We start from the raw sequence: 19650 nt of genomic DNA on the forward strand, positions 1-19650 counted from the left end.
GCTTTGTTGTTTAAATGTATTCCAAAGGAATCCGTGATCAGCCGAAGCTAACCAACGGGTATTTGGCATTTGACATTGTGCACGCTGTTGAGTTCTCAAGGATCGGACGCACCGGCCCCACCCAGCACATGCTAGGCGGCCCTCCGGGCAACTTCTCAACCCTACCATTTTCCGGCCCGCTGTCAAATCGACGTTCGAACCGGATTCCCTCTCCCGAAGGAGATATCTCACTCTGACGAGGAGATGAAGTAGGGGGTTTGGTCTCCGCTTGAGGCCGGTAAGCTCTTCCGCTTTTCCGCACCTGTGGGGTGACGAGTTAGAAGATTACGCGGACGTTACAGGCCTCGCAAATCACGGTGCAGCCCGGGCGTGTCGCCCTGTGTTCCCGCGGAGTTCACGCTTTCGGGTGGCGCTTGTAGGGCGAGACCGTCGGGTCGCCTTCGAGAGCGAACCGCCAGGTGAACGGGGGACGCCCGCCATCGCCGCTCACCCCGGTGCGCAGGGTGGCGACCGGATCGGGAGCGGGACGCATCGGCGGCTCGAGACGGAACGGCGGCCGCGACAGGTCGGCGCCGTCCTGCGCCAGTGCGATGCCCAGGGCCAGGACGAGTCGCGCCGGTCCCCGCGCGAGGTCTCGGTCCACCCGCGCGGTCGGGCGTCGGCGGCGTGCGAGGTCGACCCCGTCGACGATCTCGCCGGCGCGCAACAGCACGGCTGACGCCTCCCCCTCCGGAGAACAGACAACATTCGCGCAGACGTGCATGCCGTACGTGAAGTACGCGTACAGGTGGCCCGGCTCTCCGAACATCGAGGCCGTGCGCGGGGTGCGTCCGCGGAACGCGTGCGATCCGGGGTCCTGCCCCTCCCCCAGGTAGGCCTCGACCTCGGTCAGCCGAACCGAGACCCGGCCCTCGGCCGAGTCGTGCGACAGGATCGCGCCGAGCAGCTGCGGTGCCACCTCGAGCGCGGAGGCCGAGAAGTCGATCAGAAGAGTTTCACTCCGAGGGAGAGCGACACGACGAGGGCGGCGATCACGACGACCGCGGCGAGCCCGATCAGACCCCAGACCGCCCAGGACGGAAGCGGGCGCCGCCAGAATCCGGGATCGGCGGGGTCGCGGTCCGCTTTGCCGGCCTTCGCCGGATCCGGCGTCTTGTCGGGTCCGGTCATGCGGCACCTCCGGGCAGAGCGGCGGTCGAGGAGACGAGGGCGCGCACCCGCTCGGTGAGAGCGGTCAGCTGTTCGCGCACGCGCACACCCGCCGTTCCGCCCGAGCCGTCACGGCTGGCGACCGATCCCTGGATGGTGAGCACACTGCGCACCTCGGGCGTGAGGTGTTCGGAGATCGAGGCGAACTGCTCGTCGGTGAGACCGTCGAGCTCGAGCTGGTGGTCTTCGGCGAACTTCACCAGGGTGCCGGTGATCTCGTGCGCGTCACGGAAGGTGACGTGCTGTTTGACCAGCCACTCGGCGACATCCGTGGCCAAGGAGAAGCCCTGCGGCGCGAGCTCGGCCATCCGTTCGGTGTGGAAGGTGAGCGTGGCGACCATGCCGGTGAAGGCGGGCAGCAGCACCTCGAGCGTCTTGATCGAGTCGAAGACGGGCTCCTTGTCTTCCTGCAGGTCGCGGTTGTACGCGAGCGGAAGCCCCTTGAGCGTCGCGAGCAGGCCGGTGAGATTGCCGATCAGGCGGCCGGACTTGCCGCGCGCGAGCTCGGCGATGTCGGGGTTCTTCTTCTGCGGCATGATCGATGAGCCGGTCGAATACGAGTCCGACAGGGTGACGAAGCCGAACTCCTTGGTGTTCCAGATGATGATCTCCTCCGCGAAACGCGAGAGGTCGATGCCGATCTGGGCGGTGACGTAGGCGAACTCGGCCACCACGTCGCGGGAGGCCGTTCCGTCGATGGAGTTCTCCACCCCGTGGGCGAAGCCGAGATCGTGCGCCACGAGTTCGGCGTCGAGGCCCAAGGTGTTGCCGGCCAGGGCACCGGATCCGTAGGGCGAGGCGTTCGCGCGCGCATCCCAGTCACGAAGGCGCTCGATGTCGCGCACCAGAGGCCAGGTGTGCGCCAGCAGCTGGTGCGCCAGCAGCACGGGTTGCGCGTGCTGCAGGTGCGTACGGCCGGGGAGGATCGCGTCGAAGTGGGCCTCGGCCTGCGAGGCCGTAGCGTCGATCAGGTCGACGAGCATCCGGGTGATGGTGGCCGCGTGGTCGCGGAGGAGCATCCGCACCAGAGTCGCGATCTGGTCGTTGCGGCTGCGTCCCGCGCGGAGCTTGCCGCCGAGTTCGACGCCGGAGAATTCGATCAGACCCCGCTCGAGCGCCGAGTGCACGTCTTCGTCGTCGGGCGTGGGGCGGAAGGTGCCGTCCTCCACCGCCGCCGACAGCTGGTCGAGCGCCGCGAGCATGCCCTCGAGCTCGGTGGCCGTGAGGTAGCCGGCGCGAGCCAGGGCCGCGGCATGGGCGCGCGACCCCGCGATGTCGTACTGCGCGAGCTGCCAGTCGAAGTGCGTCGAGCGGCTCAGCTCGGTGAGCTCGGGGGCGGGGCCGCCGGAGAAGCGGCCGCCCCACAGGGATCCGGCCTCGCCGGCCCGGGTCGAGAGGTCGTCGGTCATGCGGTCGCCCCTTCGACGTTCTGCTGGAACAGCCACACGAGCAGGGCCTTCTGGGCGTGCAGACGATTCTCCGCCTCGTCCCAGATGACGCTCTGCGGGCCGTCGATCACGTCGGCGGCGACCTCGTAGCCGCGGTCGGCCGGCAGGCAGTGCAGGAAGAGCGCGTCGGGCTTCGCCTTGGCCATCAGCGCCGTGTCGACCCGGAAGCCGGTGAAGGTCTCGACCCGGGCGGCCTTCTCGGCCTCCTTGCCCATCGAGACCCAGGTGTCGGTGACGATGACGTCGGCACCGTGGGCCGCGGCATCCGGATCGGTGAGCACGGTGACCGAGCCGCCGGTCTCTTCGGCGCGCTTCTTCGCATCGGCGACCACGGCATCCGTCGGCGCGTACTCCGCCGGGCTGGCGACGCGCACGTGCATGCCCGCGGTCGCGCCGGCGAGCAGGTACGACTGCGCCATGTTGCTCGCTCCGTCGCCGAGGAAGGAGACGGTGAGGCCCTTCAGCTCACCGCGGTGCTCGCGGATGGTGAGGAAGTCGGCCAGCAGCTGGCAGGGGTGGAAGTCGTCGGAGAGCGCGTTGACGACCGGCACCCGGGTGCCCGCCGCCATCTCTTCGAGCCCCGACTGCGCGTAGGTGCGCCAGACGATCGCCGCCACCTGCCGTTCCAGCACCCGCGCGGTGTCGGATGCGGTCTCCTTGCCGCCGAGCTGGCTCGAGGCGGTGGAGATGATCAACGGGATGCCGCCGAGGTCGGCGATGCCGACCGCGAAGGAGACGCGGGTGCGGGTGGAGGACTTGTCGAAGATCACCGCGACGGTCTGCGGGCCTTCGAGCGGTCGCGCCTGAAAACGGTCTTTCTTCAGCTGCTCGGCGAGATCGAGGATCTGCGCCTGCTCGGCGGAGGTGACGTCGTCGTCGCGAAGGAAGTGCCTGGTCATGGTGCGCCTCGGTCTCGGGTGTCGAAAGGATCAGGATAGCGGTGGGGCGACGTGGGCCGCTGCGGCCCGCCGGGTCGGGCGGCTCAGCGGGCGGCGACCGCGTCGAACGCGGCCCGCATCCGCAGGCCGAACTCGCGCACTTCGTCGTCGCCGATGATCAGCGGTGGCGCGATGCGCAGCGTGGAGTCGTTCGCCGCGTTCACGATCAGGCCGTTGGCCAGGGCCGCGTCGACGACGGCGCCGGCGACGGGCTCGCTGAGGCCGACGCCGAGCAGCAGGCCCTGACCGCGGAGCTCGTGCACGAGCGGTGATTCGAACGAGCGGATGACCTCGCGCAACTGCTCGCCGCGCACGGCTGCGTTCTGCACCAGGCCGGCCCGCTCGATCTCGCCGAGCACGGCGTTCGCGGTGGCCGTGGCGAGCGGATTGCCGCCGAAAGTGCTGCCGTGCTGGCCGCGGGAGAACAGATCCGAGGCCCAGCCGAAGGTGACGAGCGAGCCGATGGGGAAACCGCCGCCCATGCCCTTGGCCACGGTGACGGCATCCGGTCGCACCCCGTCGTGCATGTAGGAGAACCACTCGCCCGTGCGCCCGACGCCCGTCTGGATCTCGTCGACGATGAGCAGAACGCCGTGCTGCTCGGTGAGCTCGCGGGCCCGCACGAGGAAGCCCTCCGGCAGGCCGATGACTCCCGCCTCACCCTTGATCGGCTCGAGGATGAGCGCCGCGACCGAGTCGTCGATCGTGGCCTCGAGCGCCGCGATCGTGGTGTCGATGTGCTCGACGCCGCCCGGCATCGGCTCGAAGGGCTCGCGCATGGCGGGCTTGCCGGTGAGCGCGAGCGCACCCATCGTGCGGCCGTGGAAGCCGTTGGTCAGCGCCACGATCCGGCGGCGCGACGGCGAGGAATTGAGGCGCGCGAGTTTGAACGCGGCCTCGTTGGCCTCGGCGCCCGAGTTGCAGAAGTAGGCCCGACCGCCCTCGCCCGCGCCGGTGAGACGGATCAACCGTTCCGCCAGCTCGAGCTGGGGCGGGGTGGAGAAGTAGTTCGAGACGTGCGCGAGCGTGGAGGCCTGCTTCGTGACCGCCTCCACAAACACCGGATGCGCGTGGCCGAGTGAGTTGACGGCGATGCCGGCGAGGAAGTCGAGGTACTGCGTGCCCTGCTCGTCCCAGACGTAGGCGCCCTCCCCGCGCACGAGGAAGCGCAACGGCAGCCCCATGGTGCGCATCAGGGACGACTCGAAGCGAGTGGTCCACGGGGTTTCGGTCTCAGTGCCTGACACGAGGTCCTCCGGTAGTCCGATCTGGGTGATGAATGGGTGGTGGGGTGGGGCGGGCTGCGGAACGGATCGGGCTCAGCGCACCGGCGCCGGAACCACCTCGGTGCCGAACCCGCCCTGCGTGAACACCTCGAGCAGGACGGAGTGCGGCTCGCGGCCGTCGATGATCGCCGCCTTGGCCACTCCCCCGTCGACCGCCTCGAGGCAGGCCGCCATCTTCGGGATCATGCCCGACTCCAGCGACGGCACGAGGGATCGCAGCTCTTCACTCTCGATCACCGAGACGAGCGAGTCGCGGTTCGGCCAGTCGGCGTAGAGCCCGGCGACATCCGTGAGGATGACCAGTTTCGCGGCGCCGATGGCCACTGCCAGCGCCGCCGCCGCGGCATCCGCGTTGACGTTGAGCACCTGGCCGGGCTCGTCGATGTCGGGGGCGATCGAGGAGACGACGGGGATGCGCCCGGCCTCCAGCTGCGCGAGCACACCCTCGGGGTTGACCCCGATGACGTCTCCGACGAGACCGAGATCGACGACTTCGCCGTCGATCTCGACACCGCGCTTACGGCCTTCGAACAGACCGGCGTCTTCGCCCGAGAGCGCAGCGGCGAGCGGACCGTGCTCGTTGATGTGGCTGACGATGTCGCGGCTGATCTGGCCGGTGAGCACCATCCGCACCACGTCCATCGCCTCGGGACTGGTGACCCGGTAGCCTCCTCGGAACTCGCTCTGGATGCCGAGCCGGTCGAGCATGGCCGAGATCTGCGGGCCGCCGCCGTGCACCACGACCGGCTTGATGCCGGCGTAGCGCAGGTAGACGATGTCTTCGGCGAAGGTGCGCTGCAGCTCGGGGTCGACCATGGCGTTGCCGCCGAACTTCACCACGATGATCTGGCCGTGGAAGCGCTTGAGCCACGGCAGCGACTCGATCAGCGTGCGCGCCTTGACGTGCACCAGCTCGGAGTCGGCGGAGGAGGATGCGGCGTACTCGACCATCAGCTGGCGTACGCGCTGTTCTCGTGCACGTAGTCGTGCGTGAGGTCGTTGGTGTAGATCGTGGCGGTCTCGGAACCCGACTTCAGGTCGATCAGGATGTGGCAGGCGCGCGGTGCGAGGTCGACGAGGTCTCGGCTCTCACCGGGCTCGCCCTCGCGGCACACCATGACGCCGTTCATCGAGACGTCGATCTTGTACGGGTCGAAGACGGCATCCGTCGTTCCGAGGGCGGCGAGCACCCGGCCCCAGTTGGGGTCGTTGCCGAAGATCGCGGCCTTCAGCAGATTGCTGCGTGAGACGGCGCGGCCGACCACCACGGCGTCGTCTTCGGAGGCGGCGTTCACCACTTCGATGGCGATGTCGTGGCTGGCACCTTCGGCGTCGGCCTGCAACTGCAGCGCGAGGTCGTGGCAGAGCCCGGTGAGCGCCGCGGTGAACTCGGCCTCGTCGGCCTGCACCCCGGATGCCCCGGAGGCCATCAGGGCGACGGTGTCGTTGGTCGACATGCAGCCGTCGGAGTCGACGCGGTCGAAGGTGACGCGGGTGGCGGCCCGGAGCGCGCGGTCCAGCGCGGCGGGACCGAGCTCGGCATCGGTGGTGATGACCACCAGCATCGTCGCGAGGCCGGGTGCGAGCATCCCGGCGCCCTTCGCCATGCCACCGATCGACCAGCCGGCCGGGGAGACGGTCACGGCCTCCTTCGGCCTGGAGTCGGTGGTCATGATGGCGAGCGCCGCATCCGCCCCGCCCTCGTCGGAGAGCGTCTGCGCCGCGTGCGGCACGTTGTCGAGGATGGAGTCGCGGAAGCTCTGGTCGCCCACCCCGATCAGGCCGGTGGAGCAGACGAGCACATCGGATGCCGAGACGTCGAGCGCCGACGCGACCGCTTCGGCCGTGGCGTGGGTGGTCTGGAAACCGAAGGAGCCCGTGAAGCAATTGGCGCCGCCGGAGTTGAGCACGATCGCGGCGACCCGGCCGTCGCGGACGACCTGCTCCGACCAGATGACCGGATTCGCCTTGGCCCGGTTCGAGGTGAACACGGCGGCGGCGTGCAGGCTCGGGCCGCTGTTCACCACGAGCGCGAGGTCGCGCGCGCCGGTGGACTTGAGGCCGGCGACGACGCCGGAAGCGAGGAAGCCGGCAGGGGTGGTGACGCTCACGGCGCGACTCCGTTCACGGGGAGACCGGTGCGCTCGGGCAGACCGAGCGCGATGTTGGTGGACTGGATGGCGGCGCCCGCCGTGCCCTTGACCAGGTTGTCGAGGGCGGTGACGGTGACCACCCGCTCGGCCTCCTCGTCGACCGCGAGGCCGATCAGCGCCGTGTTCGCGCCGATCGTGTCGCTGACCCTGGGGAACGCGCCCTCCGGGAGCAGGTGCACGAACGGCTCGTCGGCGTAGGCGAGCTCCCAGGCCGAGCGCACGTCGGCGGCGCTGACTCCGGGCTGCAGCCGGGCCGTCGAGGTGGCGAGGATGCCCCGCGCCATCGGCACGAGCATCGGCGTGAACGACACGGTGACCTTCTCGCCGGAGGCGGCGCTGAGGTTCTGGATGATCTCGGGCACGTGGCGGTGCACACCGCCGACGCCGTACGCGTGCGCCGATCCGAGGATCTCGCTCGCCAGCAGGTCGGTGCGCAGGGCCTTGCCGGCGCCCGAGGGACCGACGGCCAGCACGGCGGAGACGTCGGCCGCCTGGATGACGCCCGCCCGCAGCCCGGGCGCGAGGGCGAGGCTGACCGCGGTCACATTGCATCCGGGCACCGCGATGCGGTTGACACCCGTGAGGTTGACGCGCTGCTTCTCGCCGTTCTCGAGCACCAGTTCGGGCAGGCCGTAGGGCCACGAGCCGTGGTATTCGGACTTGTAGAACTGCAGCCAGGCATCCGCACTGGTGAGCCGGTGATCGGCTCCGCAGTCGACCACGAGGCTGGAGTCGCCGAGCTCTTCGGCGAGCGCACCGGAGTGGCCGTGCGGCAGGGCGAGGAAGACCACGTCGTGCCCCGTGAGCGATTCGGGGCTGGTGTCTTTCAGCACGAGCCCCTCGTAGGAGCGCAGGTGGGGGTGCACGTCGATGAGTCGCTGGCCCGCGTTGGAGTGCGCGGTGACGGTTCGCACCTCGAACTCCGGATGCGCGCTCAGCAGCCTGAGCACCTCGCCTCCGGCGTATCCGCTCGCTCCCGCGACCGCGACTGTATAGACCATGACTCCAACTTACTAGCTCGGAGAGGGCACCCTACTCGCGGACGGCGGCCTCGAAGAGCTCGGTGGCGCGGGCGGCGCCGGCCAGCTTCGCCTCGCTCGCCTCGGCGGCGGTGAGGGTGCGGTCGGGCGCACGGAAGCGCAGGGCGAAGGTGAGGCTCTTCGACGACTCCGGGAGACCGGTGCCGCGGTAGTCGTCGACCAGACGGATGCTCTCCAGCAGCTCGCCCGCGCCGTCGGCGACCGCACGCTCGACGTCGCCGGCCGGCACCGAGGCGGCCACCACCAGCGAGAGGTCTTGCGTGGCCGCCGGGTAACCACTGATCGGCGCGACGTCGATCGTGCTGCCGGCCGCGGCCATCAGCGCGTCGAGGTCGAGTTCGGCCACCGCCACCACCCGCGGGAGGTCGAGCTCGTGGGTGAGCGACGGGAGCAGCTCGCCGGCGAAGCCGATGCCGACCTCGCCGTCGGCCGTGCCGACGAACAGTTCGGCCGTGCGGCCGGGGTGCATCGCCTTGTGCGTGCCGGTGGCGACCCGGATGCGGATCGCGAGCGCCGACTCGAGCAGGCGCACCACATCGAGCACGTCGGCGAGCCCCGCGGCCACGGCCAACTGGCCGGGCTGCTTGTCGACGGCGTTGCCCAGGGTGAGCACGCCCACGTGCCGGGGCTGCGGCGGGATGCCCGCGTGCAGTTCGCTCAGCTGCTCGGTGCTCGGGAGGGCCGCACCGAGCGGCAGCGCATCCTGACCGTAGGCCGTGCCCGCCTCGGGCGTGAAGACGAGCCCGATCTCGAACAGCGCCAGGTCGGTGAGACCGCGCGAGAGGTTGCGGCGCGCGATGTCGACCAGGCCCGGGATGAGGGACGTGCGCAGCAGCGCCGCCTCGGAGTCGAGCGGGTTGGCCACCCGGATCGCCGGCACCTCGACGTCGTCGGGGCTGCCGAAGAGCGCGTTCTGCGCCACGGAGAGGAAGGGGTAGGCGAGCACCTCGGTGAGACCGCCGGCCGCGAGCACGTCGGCGGTGCGGCGGCGGGTGACCTGCGACACCGTGAGCCCGCGCCCGGGAGGCGCGACGGGCAGGATCGACGGGATGCGGTCGTACCCGATGATGCGCGCCACCTCCTCGGCCAGGGAGGCCTTGTCGGTGATGTCGGGGCGCCACGACGGGGGCCGCACGACGAAGCCGGCCGCGGTCTCCTCGACCTCGGCACCGATCTCGACCAGCGAACGGGCCGTCTCGTCGCCGGTGAAGTCGACGCCGATCAGGCGCTGCACGTAGCCGAAGGGCAGCACGATGGAGCCGGCGTCGGGATGCTCGTGGTGCACCGATCCCAGATCGTCGGCGGTCCCGCCGGCCAGCTCGACCAGCAGCTCCACCACCCGGGCGGCCGCGGGCTGCGCCACCTTCGGGTCGACGCCGCGCTCGAAGCGGCGCGAGGCCTCGCTCGGCAGCTTGTGCCGGCGGGCGGTGCGCGCCACCGACACCGGGTCGAAGTTCGCGGCCTCGATCAGCACGTTCACGGTCGAGTCGCCGAACTCGGTCGAGGCGCCGCCCATCACTCCGGCGAGGCCGATGGCCCCGCTGTCGTCGGCGATCACCAGGTCTTCGGGGTGCAGCTTCCGGGTCTGCCCGTCGAGGGTCTCGAGGGTCTCCCCCTCCGCGGCCCGGCGCACCACGATGCCGCCCTGCAGCGCATCCAGGTCGTAGACGTGGGTGGGCTGGCCGAACTCGAGCATCACGTAGTTCGTGATGTCGACCGGCAGCGAGATCGAACGGATGCCCGCGAGCTTGAGGCGCGCGATCAGCCAGGCGGGGCTCGGCCGGCCGGGGTCGATGCCGCGCACCACGCGGGTGACGAACACCGTCGCGCCGACGCGGCCGCGGATGGGCGCCTCATCGTGGATCGACACCGGGAAGCCGGTTCCGGCGACCGGCGTGACGCGGTGCACGGGGTCGTGGAAGGAGGCGCCGGTGGAGTGCGAGTACTCTCGGGCGATGCCGCGGATCGAGAACGCGTAGCCGCGGTCGGGGGTGACGTTCACCTCGACGGCCGCGTCGTCCAGACTCAGGAGGGCCAGGGCATCCGTGCCCACCTCGGGGTCGAGGCCGAGCGTGCTCAATCGCAGGATGCCGTCGTGGTCTTCCCCGAGACCGAGCTCGCGCGCCGAGGCAATCATGCCGTCGGAGACGTGGCCGTAGGTCTTGCGGGCCGCGATGGCGAAGCCGCCGGGCAGCACCGCGCCGGGCAGCGTGACGACGACCTTGTCGCCGGGGAAGAAGTTGCCGGCGCCGCAGACGATGCCGCGCACATCCGCTCCTCCGTCGGCCGCCGGGACACCCTCGGGCGCGACGCGCACCTGGCACCAGCGGATGGTCTTGCCGTTGGACTGCGGCTCCTCGACGAATTCGAGCACCTGCCCGACCACGATCGGGCCGGTGAGGTCGAAGTCGTGCGAGCCCTCTTCTTCCAGCCCCACCTTCACCAAGGCGGCGTGGATGTCGGCGATCGACGCCCCCGCGGGCAGATCGACGTATTCGGCGAGCCAACTGATCGGCACCCGCATGACTAGACCACCATTCCGAATTGCTGCGAGAACCGCACGTCACCCTCGACCATGTCGCGCATGTCGTTGAGGTCGTTGCGGAACTGGAGAGTGCGCTCGATGCCCATGCCGAAGGCGAAGCCCGAGAACTCGTCGGGATCGATGCCCGCCGAGCGCAGAACGTTGGGGTTGACCATGCCGCAGCCGCCCCACTCCACCCAGCGCGCGCCGCCCTTGGCGTTCGGCTGCCAGACGTCCATCTCGGCGCTCGGCTCGGTGAACGGGAAGTAGTTCGGGCGCAGACGGATCTTCGCCCCCTCGCCGAACATCTGCCGGGCGAAGTGCTCGAGCGTGCCGCGCAGGTGCGCCATGGTGAGGCCCTTGTCGATGGCGATGCCCTCGACCTGGCTGAACACGGGGGTGTGCGTGGCGTCGAGCTCGTCGGTGCGGTAGACCCGGCCGGGCGCGATGACGTAGACCGGCAGGTCGCGCTCGAGCAGGCTCCGCACCTGCACCGGGCTGGTGTGCGTGCGCAGCACCAGGTGCGACTCGGGCGGGTCGATGAAGAAGGTGTCCTGCATCGCACGCGCCGGGTGGTCGGCGTCGAAGTTGAGGGCGTCGAAGTTGAACCACTCGCTCTCGACCTCGGGGCCTTCGGCCACCTCCCAGCCCATGCCCACGAAGATGTCGGCGATCCGGTCTTGCAGGAGGGAGAGCGGATGGCGCGCACCGATACGGCGGCGGCTGGCGAGGGCCGTCACGTCGACCGCCTCGGCGGCCAGGCGCTGCTGCTCCTCGAGCGCGACGACCTCGGTCTCGCGCGCGGCGATCGCCTGGTTGACCCGGGCGCGGGCCTGGCCGACGAGCTTGCCGGCGGCGGCCTTCTGGTCGCCCGGCAGACCCTTGATGGCGGCGTTGAAGGCGGCGAGGGCCGAGTTCTCGCCGGCGTGCTCGGCGCGCACGGCACGCAGGCTCACGGAGTCGGTGGCGGACTCGAGCGCGGCGAGCGCGGCGTCGACCGCGTCGGTCACCGCCTGCTCGGTGATGGCGATGGGTTCAGACACGAGGCACAAGTTTACGCGGTGCGCGGCCGGCCGGAAGCGCCTGAGCGCGCGCTCACTCGGTGGCGGCGTCGTTCGGGTCGGCCGGGCCGGCGATCTTCTTGGCGGCGCGGCCGCTCATGGTGCGGCGCGCCAGGTAACGGGCGAACCAGGAGAGGGTGAGGTTGACCGCCAGGTAGATCACGAGGGTGATGACGAAGAGGCTGAACAGGTATCGGTTGCCGTAGAAGCTCGACAGGTTGTTCATCGTGGTGCGGATCAGCTCGTTGTAGCCGACGATGTAGCCCAGGCTGGTGTCTTTCAGGAGCACCACGAGCTGGGCCACGATGATCGGCAGCATCTGCCGGAAGGCCTGCGGGAACTCGATCAGCATCTTGGTCTGCAGACGCGTCATCCCGAGGCTGAGACCGGCCTCGGCCTGGCCACGCGGCAGGGAGGCGATTCCGGCGCGGAGGGCCTCGCCGATCAGGGCGCCGTTGTAGATGCCCAGCGCGAGAACCACGGCCCAGAACGCGCCGGTGGCGAAGGCGAGCAGGATGAACAGCATCATCAGCAGCACGGGCATGCCGCGGAAGAACTCGAGCACGATCGTGGTGGGGACGCGCACGACCTTGTGCGGCGAGGTGCGCAACAGCGCGAACAACACGCCGACGACGAGCGCCATCACGGCCGCCAGCGCCGCCGCCTGCAGCGTGTTCACCAGGCCGCGGCCGACCGCACCCCAGAACTCGGGGTCGACGACCAGCTTCTCCCACCGGCTCCAGTCGAAGAAGCCGGGAAGCGTGATGCCGCCCGACTCACGCGGTTGGGCGAGGGTGTAGACGCCCCAGGCCAGCACGGCGAGCACCGCGACGACCACCACCACGGAGGCGATACGCGAACGCCGGCGGGCGCGGGGCCCGGGGGCGTCGAACAGCACAGAGGCACTCATCGTTGCACCGCGAATCTCTTCTCCAGCGCCCCGGCCAGGATGCCGAGGGGAATGGTGATGATCAGGTAGAAGGTTGCGACGGCCAGCAGCACCGCGACGACCGCGTTGCCGTTCTCGTTGGCCAGGGTGCGCCCCACGCCGAACAACTCCGCCACGAAGAGGCCGCCGGCCACCGAGGTGTTCTTGGTGAGCGCGATCAGCACGTTGATCAAGGGCGGGATGACCATGCGGACGGCCTGTGGCAGCACGACGAGCGAGACGGTCTGGCCGAAGCCGAACCCGAGGCTCCTGGCGGCTTCGGCCTGCCCGATCGGCACGCCGTTGATGCCCGAGCGCAGCGCCTCGGCGACGAACGGCGAGGTGTAGGCCGTGAGGCCCACGATCGCCGCCCAGAAGTACGGGAGCTCGGAGCCCAGGTACGGCAGGATGATGGCGCAGAAGATCAGCACCAGGGTGAGCGGAGTATTGCGCAACAGCTCGGTGTACACGGCGGCGACCCGGCTGAGGGCCGGGACCGGCGAGATGCGCATCGCCGCCACGATCGTGCCGAGCACGAGCGCCGCGAGGCCCGAGATCACCAGCAACGACAGGGTCTGCCCGAAGCCCTCGACATAGGCAGGCAGGTTGTCGATGACGACGTTCACTCAGGCCTCGCTTCACTCATCGGATACCGCAGGGATCGCAGATCGCAGGGATCGACCGCACGATCAGTAGCGGTCGACCGCCGGCGGCTCCACGAAGGGCAGCACCGCTCCGGCCGTCTTCTCCCAGGCGGCCTCGTAGCTGCCGTCGGAGTACGACTCCTCGAGCACGTCGTTGACGAAGTCGCGGAACTCGGTGTCGTCCAGCGCCAGGCCGATGCCGTAGGGCTCCTGCGTGAACGGCTCCCCCACGACCTTGAACTCGCCCTCGTTCTGGGCGGCGAGACCGGCGAGGATCACGTTGTCGGTCGAGACCGCGACGACCTGGCCCGTGCGCAGCGGCTCGAGGCAGTTCGTGTAGGTGTCGGTCAGCACCGTCTGGGCGCCGAGCGCCTCGAGGTTCGCGGCCGGCGTGGACCCGGTGACCGAGCAGACGGGCTTGCCCACCAGGTCGTCTTCGCTCGTGATGGTGTCGTCGTCGGCGAGGGTGAGGATGCTCTGACCGGCCTCGTAGTAGGGCCCGGCGAACGAGATGACCTCTTTGCGCTTGTCGTTGATCGTGTAGGTGGCGACGACCAGGTCGACCTCACCCTGCTGGATGAACGGCTCGCGGTTGGCCGAGACGGTCTCGACCCAGTTGATCTTGTCTTCGGCGATGCCGAGCTTGGCGGCGATGATCTTGCCGATCTCCACGTCGAAGCCCTCCGGCGTTCCGCTCGGGCCCATCAGGCCGAACAGCGGCTGGTCGAACTTGGTGCCGATCGTGATCTCACCGGCGGCGGCGAGGGTCTCCATCGTCGATCCGGCCGCGAAGGTGGGCGCCTCCTCCACGGGGACGGCGGCGTCGTCGCTCCCCGCGCATCCGCTCAGGACGATGGCCGTCGCCGCCGCGAGTGCGATGATCGATAGCTTCTTCTGGTGCCTCATCGGTCTACCTCTCGTGTTGTGCACTGGTGTTGTGTGTGCAATGGCCCGCCCCAAGGCTGTGCGGCGGGCTGGTACCCGCCTAGTGGGCGAGGATCTTGGAGAGGAAGTCCTTCGCTCTCGGTGACTGGGGGTCGTCGAAGAACGCCTCGGGGGCGGCCTCCTCTTCGATGCGGCCGTCGGCCATGAAGATCACCCGATCGGCGGCACGGCGGGCGAAGCCCATCTCGTGCGTGACCACGATCATGGTCATGCCGTCTTTCGCGAGGCCGACCATCACGTCGAGCACCTCGTTGATCATCTCGGGGTCGAGCGCGCTGGTGGGCTCGTCGAGCAGGATGAGCTTGGGATCCATCGCCAGCGAGCGGGCGATGGCCACGCGCTGCTGCTGACCGCCGGAGAGCTGGGCCGGCATCTTCTGCGCCTGGTTCGCCACCCCCACCCGCTCGAGCAGCTCCATGCCGCGCTTCTCGGCGTCTTTGCGCGAGAGGCCGCGCACCGTGATCGGCGCGAGGGTGACGTTCTCGAGCACCGTCTTGTGCGCGAACAGGTTGAACGACTGGAACACCATGCCTACGTCGGAGCGCAGCTTCGCGAGCTCACGCCCCTCGCTGGGCAGCGCCACGCCGTCGATCGAGATGGTGCCGGAGTCGACGGTCTCGAGGCGGTTGATGGCCCGGCAGAGGGTGGACTTGCCCGAGCCGCTGGGCCCGATGACCACCACGACCTCGCCGCGGGCGACGGTGGTGGTGATGTCTTTCAGGACGTGCAGGTCGCCGTAATGCTTGTCGATGTGATCGATGACGACGAGCGGACCGGCATCACCTGACCCTCGAACGGGGGTGCTGTCGGATGCCATGGGCTTTACCCAACCACACCCTTACGGGGGGTCGCAATGAGTAATGACTGCTCGTAACCGAAGCGAAACACCGCCCATAGGCGTTTCACACGAACGTCACACGGTCAGGAGCGCTGGGCGAACGCGCTCTCGTAGAGGCACACCGACGCGGCGGTGGCGAGGTTCAGCGACTCGGCCTGGCCGTAGATCGGCAGCGAGACGGCGCGATCCACGAGCGTCAGGTGTTCATCGGGCAGACCGCGGGCTTCGTTGCCGAACACCCAGGCCGTGCGGGCGCCGAGCAGGCCCGCGGTGCGCACGTCGAGCAGGTCGTCGCCCTTGATGTCGGCGGCGAGCGTCTGCAGCCCTTCGGCACGTGAGCGCGAGACCACGTCGTCGAGCGTGGCCTCGACCGCGACCGGGAGGTGGAACAGCGAGCCCGTGGTGGAGCGCACGACCTTGGGGTTGTAGAGGTCGACCGAGCGGCCGGTGAGGATGACCGCATCCGCCCCCGCCGCATCCGCTGCCCGGATGATGGTGCCGGCGTTGCCCGGATCGCGCACCTCTTCGAGCACGGCGATCAGGCGCGGCGCGGCGGCAAAGATGTCTTTCACCGCCGTGGGGAACTGGCGGCAGACCGCCACGAAGCCTTGCGGGGTGACCGTGTCGGCCATCGTGTCGAGCACCTGCTCGGTGACGAACTCGACCTCGAGGTCGGCCGCCTCGGCCCGCTCGGCGATGTCGGAGTACCGCTCGAGGGCCGTCGGGGTGGCGAAGAGGTCGACCACGAGCTCGGGGCGGAAGGTCAGGGCTTCGGTGACGGCCTGCGGCCCTTCCAAGAGAAAGAGCCCGGTCTCGGACCGGGCTCCTTTCTTGGCGAGTTTGGCCACGGCCCGGACGCGAGGTGATCGCGGATTGTCCAGCATGTGGCCCACTCTATCTATTCGATTGTCGCTGGCGATTATGGCCGGCGGTTGTCGCTGCCTGCTGCTTACGCGGCGGTCTTCGGCGCCGAGGTGTCGGCGGGAAGGGCGGCCTTGGCGCTCGCGACGATGGCCGCGAAGGTGGCGGGCTCGTTCACGGCCAGCTCGGCCAGGATGCGGCGGTCGACCTGGATGCCGGCCAGCGCGAGGCCCTGGATGAAGCGGTTGTAGGTGAGACCGTTGGCACGCGAGGCGGCGTTGATGCGCTGGATCCACAGACGGCGGAAGTCGCCCTTGCGCGCACGGCGGTCACGGTAGGAGTAGACGAGGGAGTGAGTGACCTGCTCCTTGGCCTTGCGGTAGAGGCGCGACCGCTGACCGCGGTAGCCCTCGGCGCGTTCGAGGATGACGCGACGCTTCTTGTGAGCGTTGACCGCCCTTTTGACTCTTGCCATTGTTCTGTTCCTTCTGGTGTCGGTCGGCTGCTGTAGTGGTGACTACAGGCCGAGAAGCTTCTTGGCGACCTTGGTGTCTGCCTTGGACAGCACCTGGTCCTTGTTCAGGCGAGCCTTGCGCCCCGGGGCCTTGACCTCCAGGTTGTGGCGCATACCGGCCTGCTGCTTCACGAGCTTGCCGGTTCCGGTGACCTTGAAACGCTTCTTGGCACCGGAGTGCGTCTTCATCTTGGGCATGGGGTTCTCCTATGTCTTGTTCGGGTGGATGACCCGGCCGACGAGGGCCGGGTGGCTGGTGGGGCTACGAGGCCGAAGGGGCTTCGGTAGCGGATGCGGGCGCGGCGGCCGCAGCGGGTGCGGCAGCCTCCGCCGCCTCGTCGCCGGCCGGGGCCGACTCGTGGTTGCGGGCCTTGGAGGCGTCGCGCTTGGCGTTCTGCTCGGCCTTGGCCTCGGACTTGTTCTTCAGCGGGCCGATGACCATGACCATGTTGCGGCCGTCGATCGTGGGGGTGGACTCCACGGTGCCGAACTCGGACACGTCTTCGGCGAAGCGCTGAAGGAGGCGGACACCCTGGTCGGGACGCGACTGCTCGCGGCCACGGAAGAGGATCATCGCCTTCACCTTGTCGCCGGCCTTCAGGAAGCCTTCGGCGCGCTTGCGCTTGGTCTCGTAGTCGTGCACGTCGATCTTCAGACGGAAACGCACCTCTTTGAGGATGGTGTTCGCCTGGTTGCGGCGGGCCTCCTTGGCCTTCTGCGCGGCTTCGTACTTGAACTTTCCGTAGTCCATGATCTTCGCGACCGGGGGCTTGGAGTTGGGTGCGACCTCGACGAGGTCGAGGTCTGCCTCCTGGGCAAGCCGAAGGGCGACGTCGATGCTGACGACGCCTACCTGCTCGCCGCCCGGACCCACGAGGCGGACCTCGGGGACTCGAATACGGTCGTTGGTACGGGGATCGCTGATGCGTTACTCCTTAGTTTCGTTCGTTGTCACGAACGCAGAGGAATCCCGACACATACGACCTACTGCTTGGCCCGAAGGGCCAGCCATAAATACTGCAGTGCAATGACCCGGTAACCTTGTGAAGCGGTATGCGCGGGTGGGAGTTTCTCCACTTTCGTGCTGAGACCAATGGCCTCAGAGCCGCACAGAGTCTATCAGAGACTTTGCCGAAACAGTAAGGATCTGTCGCGATGAGCGAATTCAGTGGGCCCGTCGACCGTGACGAGTACGAAGCCGGCGTCATCCGGGACATCGCCGAGGTATCGGCGGTCGAGGTGATCACCACCACCGCGGTGCACCTGATGAGCGCCGCGGCGGTGAAGTGCGGGCTGTCGGAGGACCCCGAGAACGAGACCGACCTCGACGAGGCGCGCAAGCTGATCATCGCCCTCGCGGGCCTGGTGACGGCATCCGCCTCGGAGATCGGCGACCAGCACGCCCGGAGCCTGCGCGACGGTCTGCGATCGCTCCAGCTGGCGTTCCGCGAAGCCTCGACCTACCCCGACCCGATCGGGCAGGGCCCGGGCGAGAAGTACACCGGGCCGGTCAGCTGAGGCAGCACCGACCCGGGTCGATCAGGCGATCGCGGTCAACCGCACGCTGAGCGAGTCGACGCGGTCGGCGATCACCGGATGCTCCGCCCAGCGACTCTGCAGGCGGCCCAACAGCGCCTGCAGGGCGGCCTGGTCCAGGCCTGGTGTCAGCGCGAGCACGACGACGAGTTCGGGAGCGTGCAGGCGGGCATCCGGATCGCCCTCCACCAGACGCAGGCCGCCGATGACCGTCTCGGTCGCGATCGAGAGCTCGAAGGCGTCCGTGACCTCCGGGTCGTGAACCGGAGGGTTCCACGGGAGGTCTTGCGCCACCGCCCACACCGCGGGGCGGCGCAGGGCGAACTCCGTGGGGGACCCCGGGTCGAGCACGATCAGCTCGGTGCCCTCGGAGGCCGCCGCCAAGGCGGCGCGACGGGAGGCCACCGGGATGGGGCGCGCCTTCGGGTTCCAGGCGGTGAGCGCATCCACCGAGGTGAACGCGGGCAGTACCGTGCGGCCGTCCGGGCCGGCGACGGTGACGAGGGAGAGTTCCTGCGTCTTGTCGACGCGGAGCCCCGCATCCGTCAGCCCCTCGTCGCCGGCGTGCGCGACCAGCGGCACCAGGAGGCGCACCGTGCGCAGCGCGTCGACGACTTCGGATGCGGCCGCCTCGCCCGCCCGGAACCGGCCGATCGCGTCGATCAGCTCGGGTGGGGCGGTTCCGTCGTCGGTCTCGCTGCCGTGCGACTCGAAGTGACGGCCCTTCCAGGGCTGGCCGGCCGAGTCGGCGAGCGAGGGATCGTGGGGAGCGCCTCCGTGCTCGTGGCCGTGGCCGTGGCCGTGATCAGTCAGAAGCCACGTCCAGCGCTTCGGCGAGCGTGAACGCGCCCGAGTAGAGGGCGCGGCCGACGATGGCGCCTTCCAGCCCCAGCGGCACGAGGGCGCGCAGCTCGGCGAGGTCGTCGAGGCTCGAGATGCCGCCGGAGGCGATCACGGGGCGGGAGGTGCGCTCCATCACCTGACGCAGCAGCTCGACGTTCGGGCCCTTGAGGGTGCCGTCCTTCGTGACGTCGGTGACCACGTAGCGCGCGCAGCCGGCCGCTTCGAGGCGCTCCATCACGTTCCAGATGTCCCCGCCGTCCTGCGTCCAGCCGCGGGCCGCCAGCGTCGTGCCGCGCACGTCGAGGCCGACGGCGATCGCCTCGCCGTACTGGGCGATGACGTGGGCGGCCCACTCGGGGTTCTCCAGGGCCGCGGTGCCGAGGTTGATGCGCTTGGCGCCGGATTCCAGCGCGGTCTCCAGGCTCGCATCGTCGCGGATGCCGCCCGATACCTCTACGTTCACGCCCTTGGCCTGACGGATGACCTTCTTGATCACGCTCAGATTGCTGCCCCGGCCGAAGGCGGCGTCGAGGTCGACGAGGTGGATCCACTCGGCGCCCTGCGAGATCCAATCCAGCGCCGCATCCACCGGGTCGCCGTGGAAGGTCTCGGTGCCGGCCTGACCCTGGGTCAGACGGACGGCCTTGCCGCCGGCCACGTCGACGGCGGGCAGCAGCACGAGGGCCGGTGCCTTGTTGAACTCACTCATTGCCTGTCCTTGCTGTGCGTGCTGCGGCGCGCGCCGCCATGGGCGCTTCGCGATCGTGGGGCCCGGGTGCCGGATGGCGAAGACCCTCCGCGATCGTAGCGACTCGCGCGGCCCACGTCGAAACGACCGGGCGTCCGCTCCGCAGCGGCCGATCAGCAGCACGCACGTGGCGG

At 69.4% G+C, this 19650-nt stretch carries 21 protein-coding genes; 1 reads left to right on the forward strand and 20 read right to left on the reverse strand.

What is annotated here, in order from left to right:
- Positions 1-394 precede the first annotated feature (394 nt).
- The 18 genes from ACN4JJ_RS08940 to infC all read right to left on the reverse strand — a co-directional run bounded on the left by ACN4JJ_RS08940 (position 395) and on the right by infC (position 17263).
- Positions 395-988, reverse strand: a complete 594-nt coding sequence (locus tag ACN4JJ_RS08940) for a DNA-3-methyladenine glycosylase (protein WP_440710286.1) — start codon at positions 986-988, stop codon at positions 395-397.
- On the reverse strand, positions 985-1170 hold the full coding sequence (locus tag ACN4JJ_RS08945) for a hypothetical protein (protein ID WP_440710308.1): 186 nt from the start codon (positions 1168-1170) through the stop codon (positions 985-987). The genes ACN4JJ_RS08940 and ACN4JJ_RS08945 overlap by 4 nt, the downstream gene beginning before the upstream one ends.
- Positions 1167-2618: an argininosuccinate lyase gene (gene argH, locus ACN4JJ_RS08950; RefSeq protein WP_440709574.1), complete on the reverse strand. Its 1452-nt coding sequence runs from the start codon at positions 2616-2618 to the stop codon at positions 1167-1169. The genes ACN4JJ_RS08945 and argH overlap by 4 nt, the downstream gene beginning before the upstream one ends.
- Entirely contained in the window at positions 2615-3556 is a 942-nt protein-coding gene (gene argF / locus ACN4JJ_RS08955) for an ornithine carbamoyltransferase (protein ID WP_440709575.1), read from the reverse strand. Before argF ends, argH begins: the two co-directional genes overlap by 4 nt.
- Positions 3557-3639: 83 nt before the next feature.
- Positions 3640-4842 (reverse strand): acetylornithine transaminase, encoded by a 1203-nt coding sequence (locus tag ACN4JJ_RS08960; RefSeq protein ID WP_440709576.1) that lies wholly within the window; start codon positions 4840-4842, stop codon positions 3640-3642.
- A gap of 72 nt (positions 4843-4914) precedes the next feature.
- Positions 4915-5832: an acetylglutamate kinase gene (gene argB, locus ACN4JJ_RS08965; RefSeq protein ID WP_440709577.1), complete on the reverse strand. Its 918-nt coding sequence runs from the start codon at positions 5830-5832 to the stop codon at positions 4915-4917.
- Positions 5832-6992 carry a bifunctional glutamate N-acetyltransferase/amino-acid acetyltransferase ArgJ gene (argJ, locus tag ACN4JJ_RS08970; RefSeq protein WP_440709578.1) on the reverse strand — a complete coding sequence of 387 codons (1161 nt, stop codon included), beginning with the start codon at positions 6990-6992 and terminating at the stop codon, positions 5832-5834. The genes argB and argJ overlap by 1 nt, the downstream gene beginning before the upstream one ends.
- Complete coding sequence (gene argC, locus ACN4JJ_RS08975) at positions 6989-8035, reverse strand: N-acetyl-gamma-glutamyl-phosphate reductase (RefSeq protein ID WP_440709579.1); 1047 nt, start codon at positions 8033-8035, stop codon at positions 6989-6991. The genes argJ and argC overlap by 4 nt, the downstream gene beginning before the upstream one ends.
- A 31-nt stretch (positions 8036-8066) precedes the next feature.
- Positions 8067-10598, reverse strand: coding sequence for a phenylalanine--tRNA ligase subunit beta (pheT, locus tag ACN4JJ_RS08980; RefSeq protein WP_440709580.1), 2532 nt, complete (start codon positions 10596-10598; stop codon positions 8067-8069).
- Positions 10599-10600: 2 nt separating this feature from the next.
- On the reverse strand, positions 10601-11641 hold the full coding sequence (gene pheS, locus ACN4JJ_RS08985; RefSeq protein WP_440709581.1) for a phenylalanine--tRNA ligase subunit alpha: 1041 nt from the start codon (positions 11639-11641) through the stop codon (positions 10601-10603).
- Between the two features lie 52 nt (positions 11642-11693).
- Entirely contained in the window at positions 11694-12569 is an 876-nt protein-coding gene (locus ACN4JJ_RS08990) for an amino acid ABC transporter permease (RefSeq protein ID WP_440709582.1), read from the reverse strand.
- The gene (locus ACN4JJ_RS08995) at positions 12566-13213 is read right to left on the reverse strand and encodes an amino acid ABC transporter permease (protein WP_440709583.1); all 648 of its coding nucleotides are present in this window, start codon (positions 13211-13213) and stop codon (positions 12566-12568) included. The genes ACN4JJ_RS08990 and ACN4JJ_RS08995 overlap by 4 nt, the downstream gene beginning before the upstream one ends.
- Before the next feature lie 63 nt (positions 13214-13276).
- Positions 13277-14137, reverse strand: coding sequence for a glutamate ABC transporter substrate-binding protein (locus ACN4JJ_RS09000; protein ID WP_440709584.1), 861 nt, complete (start codon positions 14135-14137; stop codon positions 13277-13279).
- Positions 14138-14216: 79 nt separating this feature from the next.
- Positions 14217-14993, reverse strand: a complete 777-nt coding sequence (locus ACN4JJ_RS09005; RefSeq protein ID WP_440709585.1) for an amino acid ABC transporter ATP-binding protein — start codon at positions 14991-14993, stop codon at positions 14217-14219.
- Between the two features lie 104 nt (positions 14994-15097).
- Complete coding sequence (locus tag ACN4JJ_RS09010) at positions 15098-15898, reverse strand: TrmH family RNA methyltransferase (RefSeq protein WP_440709586.1); 801 nt, start codon at positions 15896-15898, stop codon at positions 15098-15100.
- 65 nt (positions 15899-15963) lie between these two features.
- Positions 15964-16350, reverse strand: coding sequence for a 50S ribosomal protein L20 (gene rplT / locus ACN4JJ_RS09015; protein ID WP_440709587.1), 387 nt, complete (start codon positions 16348-16350; stop codon positions 15964-15966).
- A gap of 42 nt (positions 16351-16392) precedes the next feature.
- Complete coding sequence (rpmI, locus tag ACN4JJ_RS09020; RefSeq protein WP_066042944.1) at positions 16393-16587, reverse strand: 50S ribosomal protein L35; 195 nt, start codon at positions 16585-16587, stop codon at positions 16393-16395.
- Positions 16588-16651: 64 nt separating this feature from the next.
- Positions 16652-17263, reverse strand: coding sequence for a translation initiation factor IF-3 (gene infC / locus ACN4JJ_RS09025; protein WP_440709588.1), 612 nt, complete (start codon positions 17261-17263; stop codon positions 16652-16654).
- A 281-nt stretch (positions 17264-17544) separates the two neighbouring features.
- On the opposite strand from infC, the gene ACN4JJ_RS09030 reads away from it, so the two are divergent.
- Positions 17545-17907, forward strand: a complete 363-nt coding sequence (locus tag ACN4JJ_RS09030) for a DUF1844 domain-containing protein (RefSeq protein ID WP_440709589.1) — start codon at positions 17545-17547, stop codon at positions 17905-17907.
- 21 nt (positions 17908-17928) lie between these two features.
- Here ACN4JJ_RS09030 and ACN4JJ_RS09035 read toward each other — a convergent pair whose 3' ends face one another.
- Complete coding sequence (locus ACN4JJ_RS09035; RefSeq protein ID WP_440710287.1) at positions 17929-18738, reverse strand: SseB family protein; 810 nt, start codon at positions 18736-18738, stop codon at positions 17929-17931.
- On the reverse strand, positions 18731-19477 hold the full coding sequence (priA, locus tag ACN4JJ_RS09040) for a bifunctional 1-(5-phosphoribosyl)-5-((5-phosphoribosylamino)methylideneamino)imidazole-4-carboxamide isomerase/phosphoribosylanthranilate isomerase PriA (protein ID WP_440709590.1): 747 nt from the start codon (positions 19475-19477) through the stop codon (positions 18731-18733). Before priA ends, ACN4JJ_RS09035 begins: the two co-directional genes overlap by 8 nt.
- Between the last annotated feature and the right edge of the window lie 173 nt (positions 19478-19650).

This window comes from Herbiconiux dendrobii (assembly GCF_052048175.1).
GTDB lineage: Bacteria > Actinomycetota > Actinomycetes > Actinomycetales > Microbacteriaceae > Herbiconiux.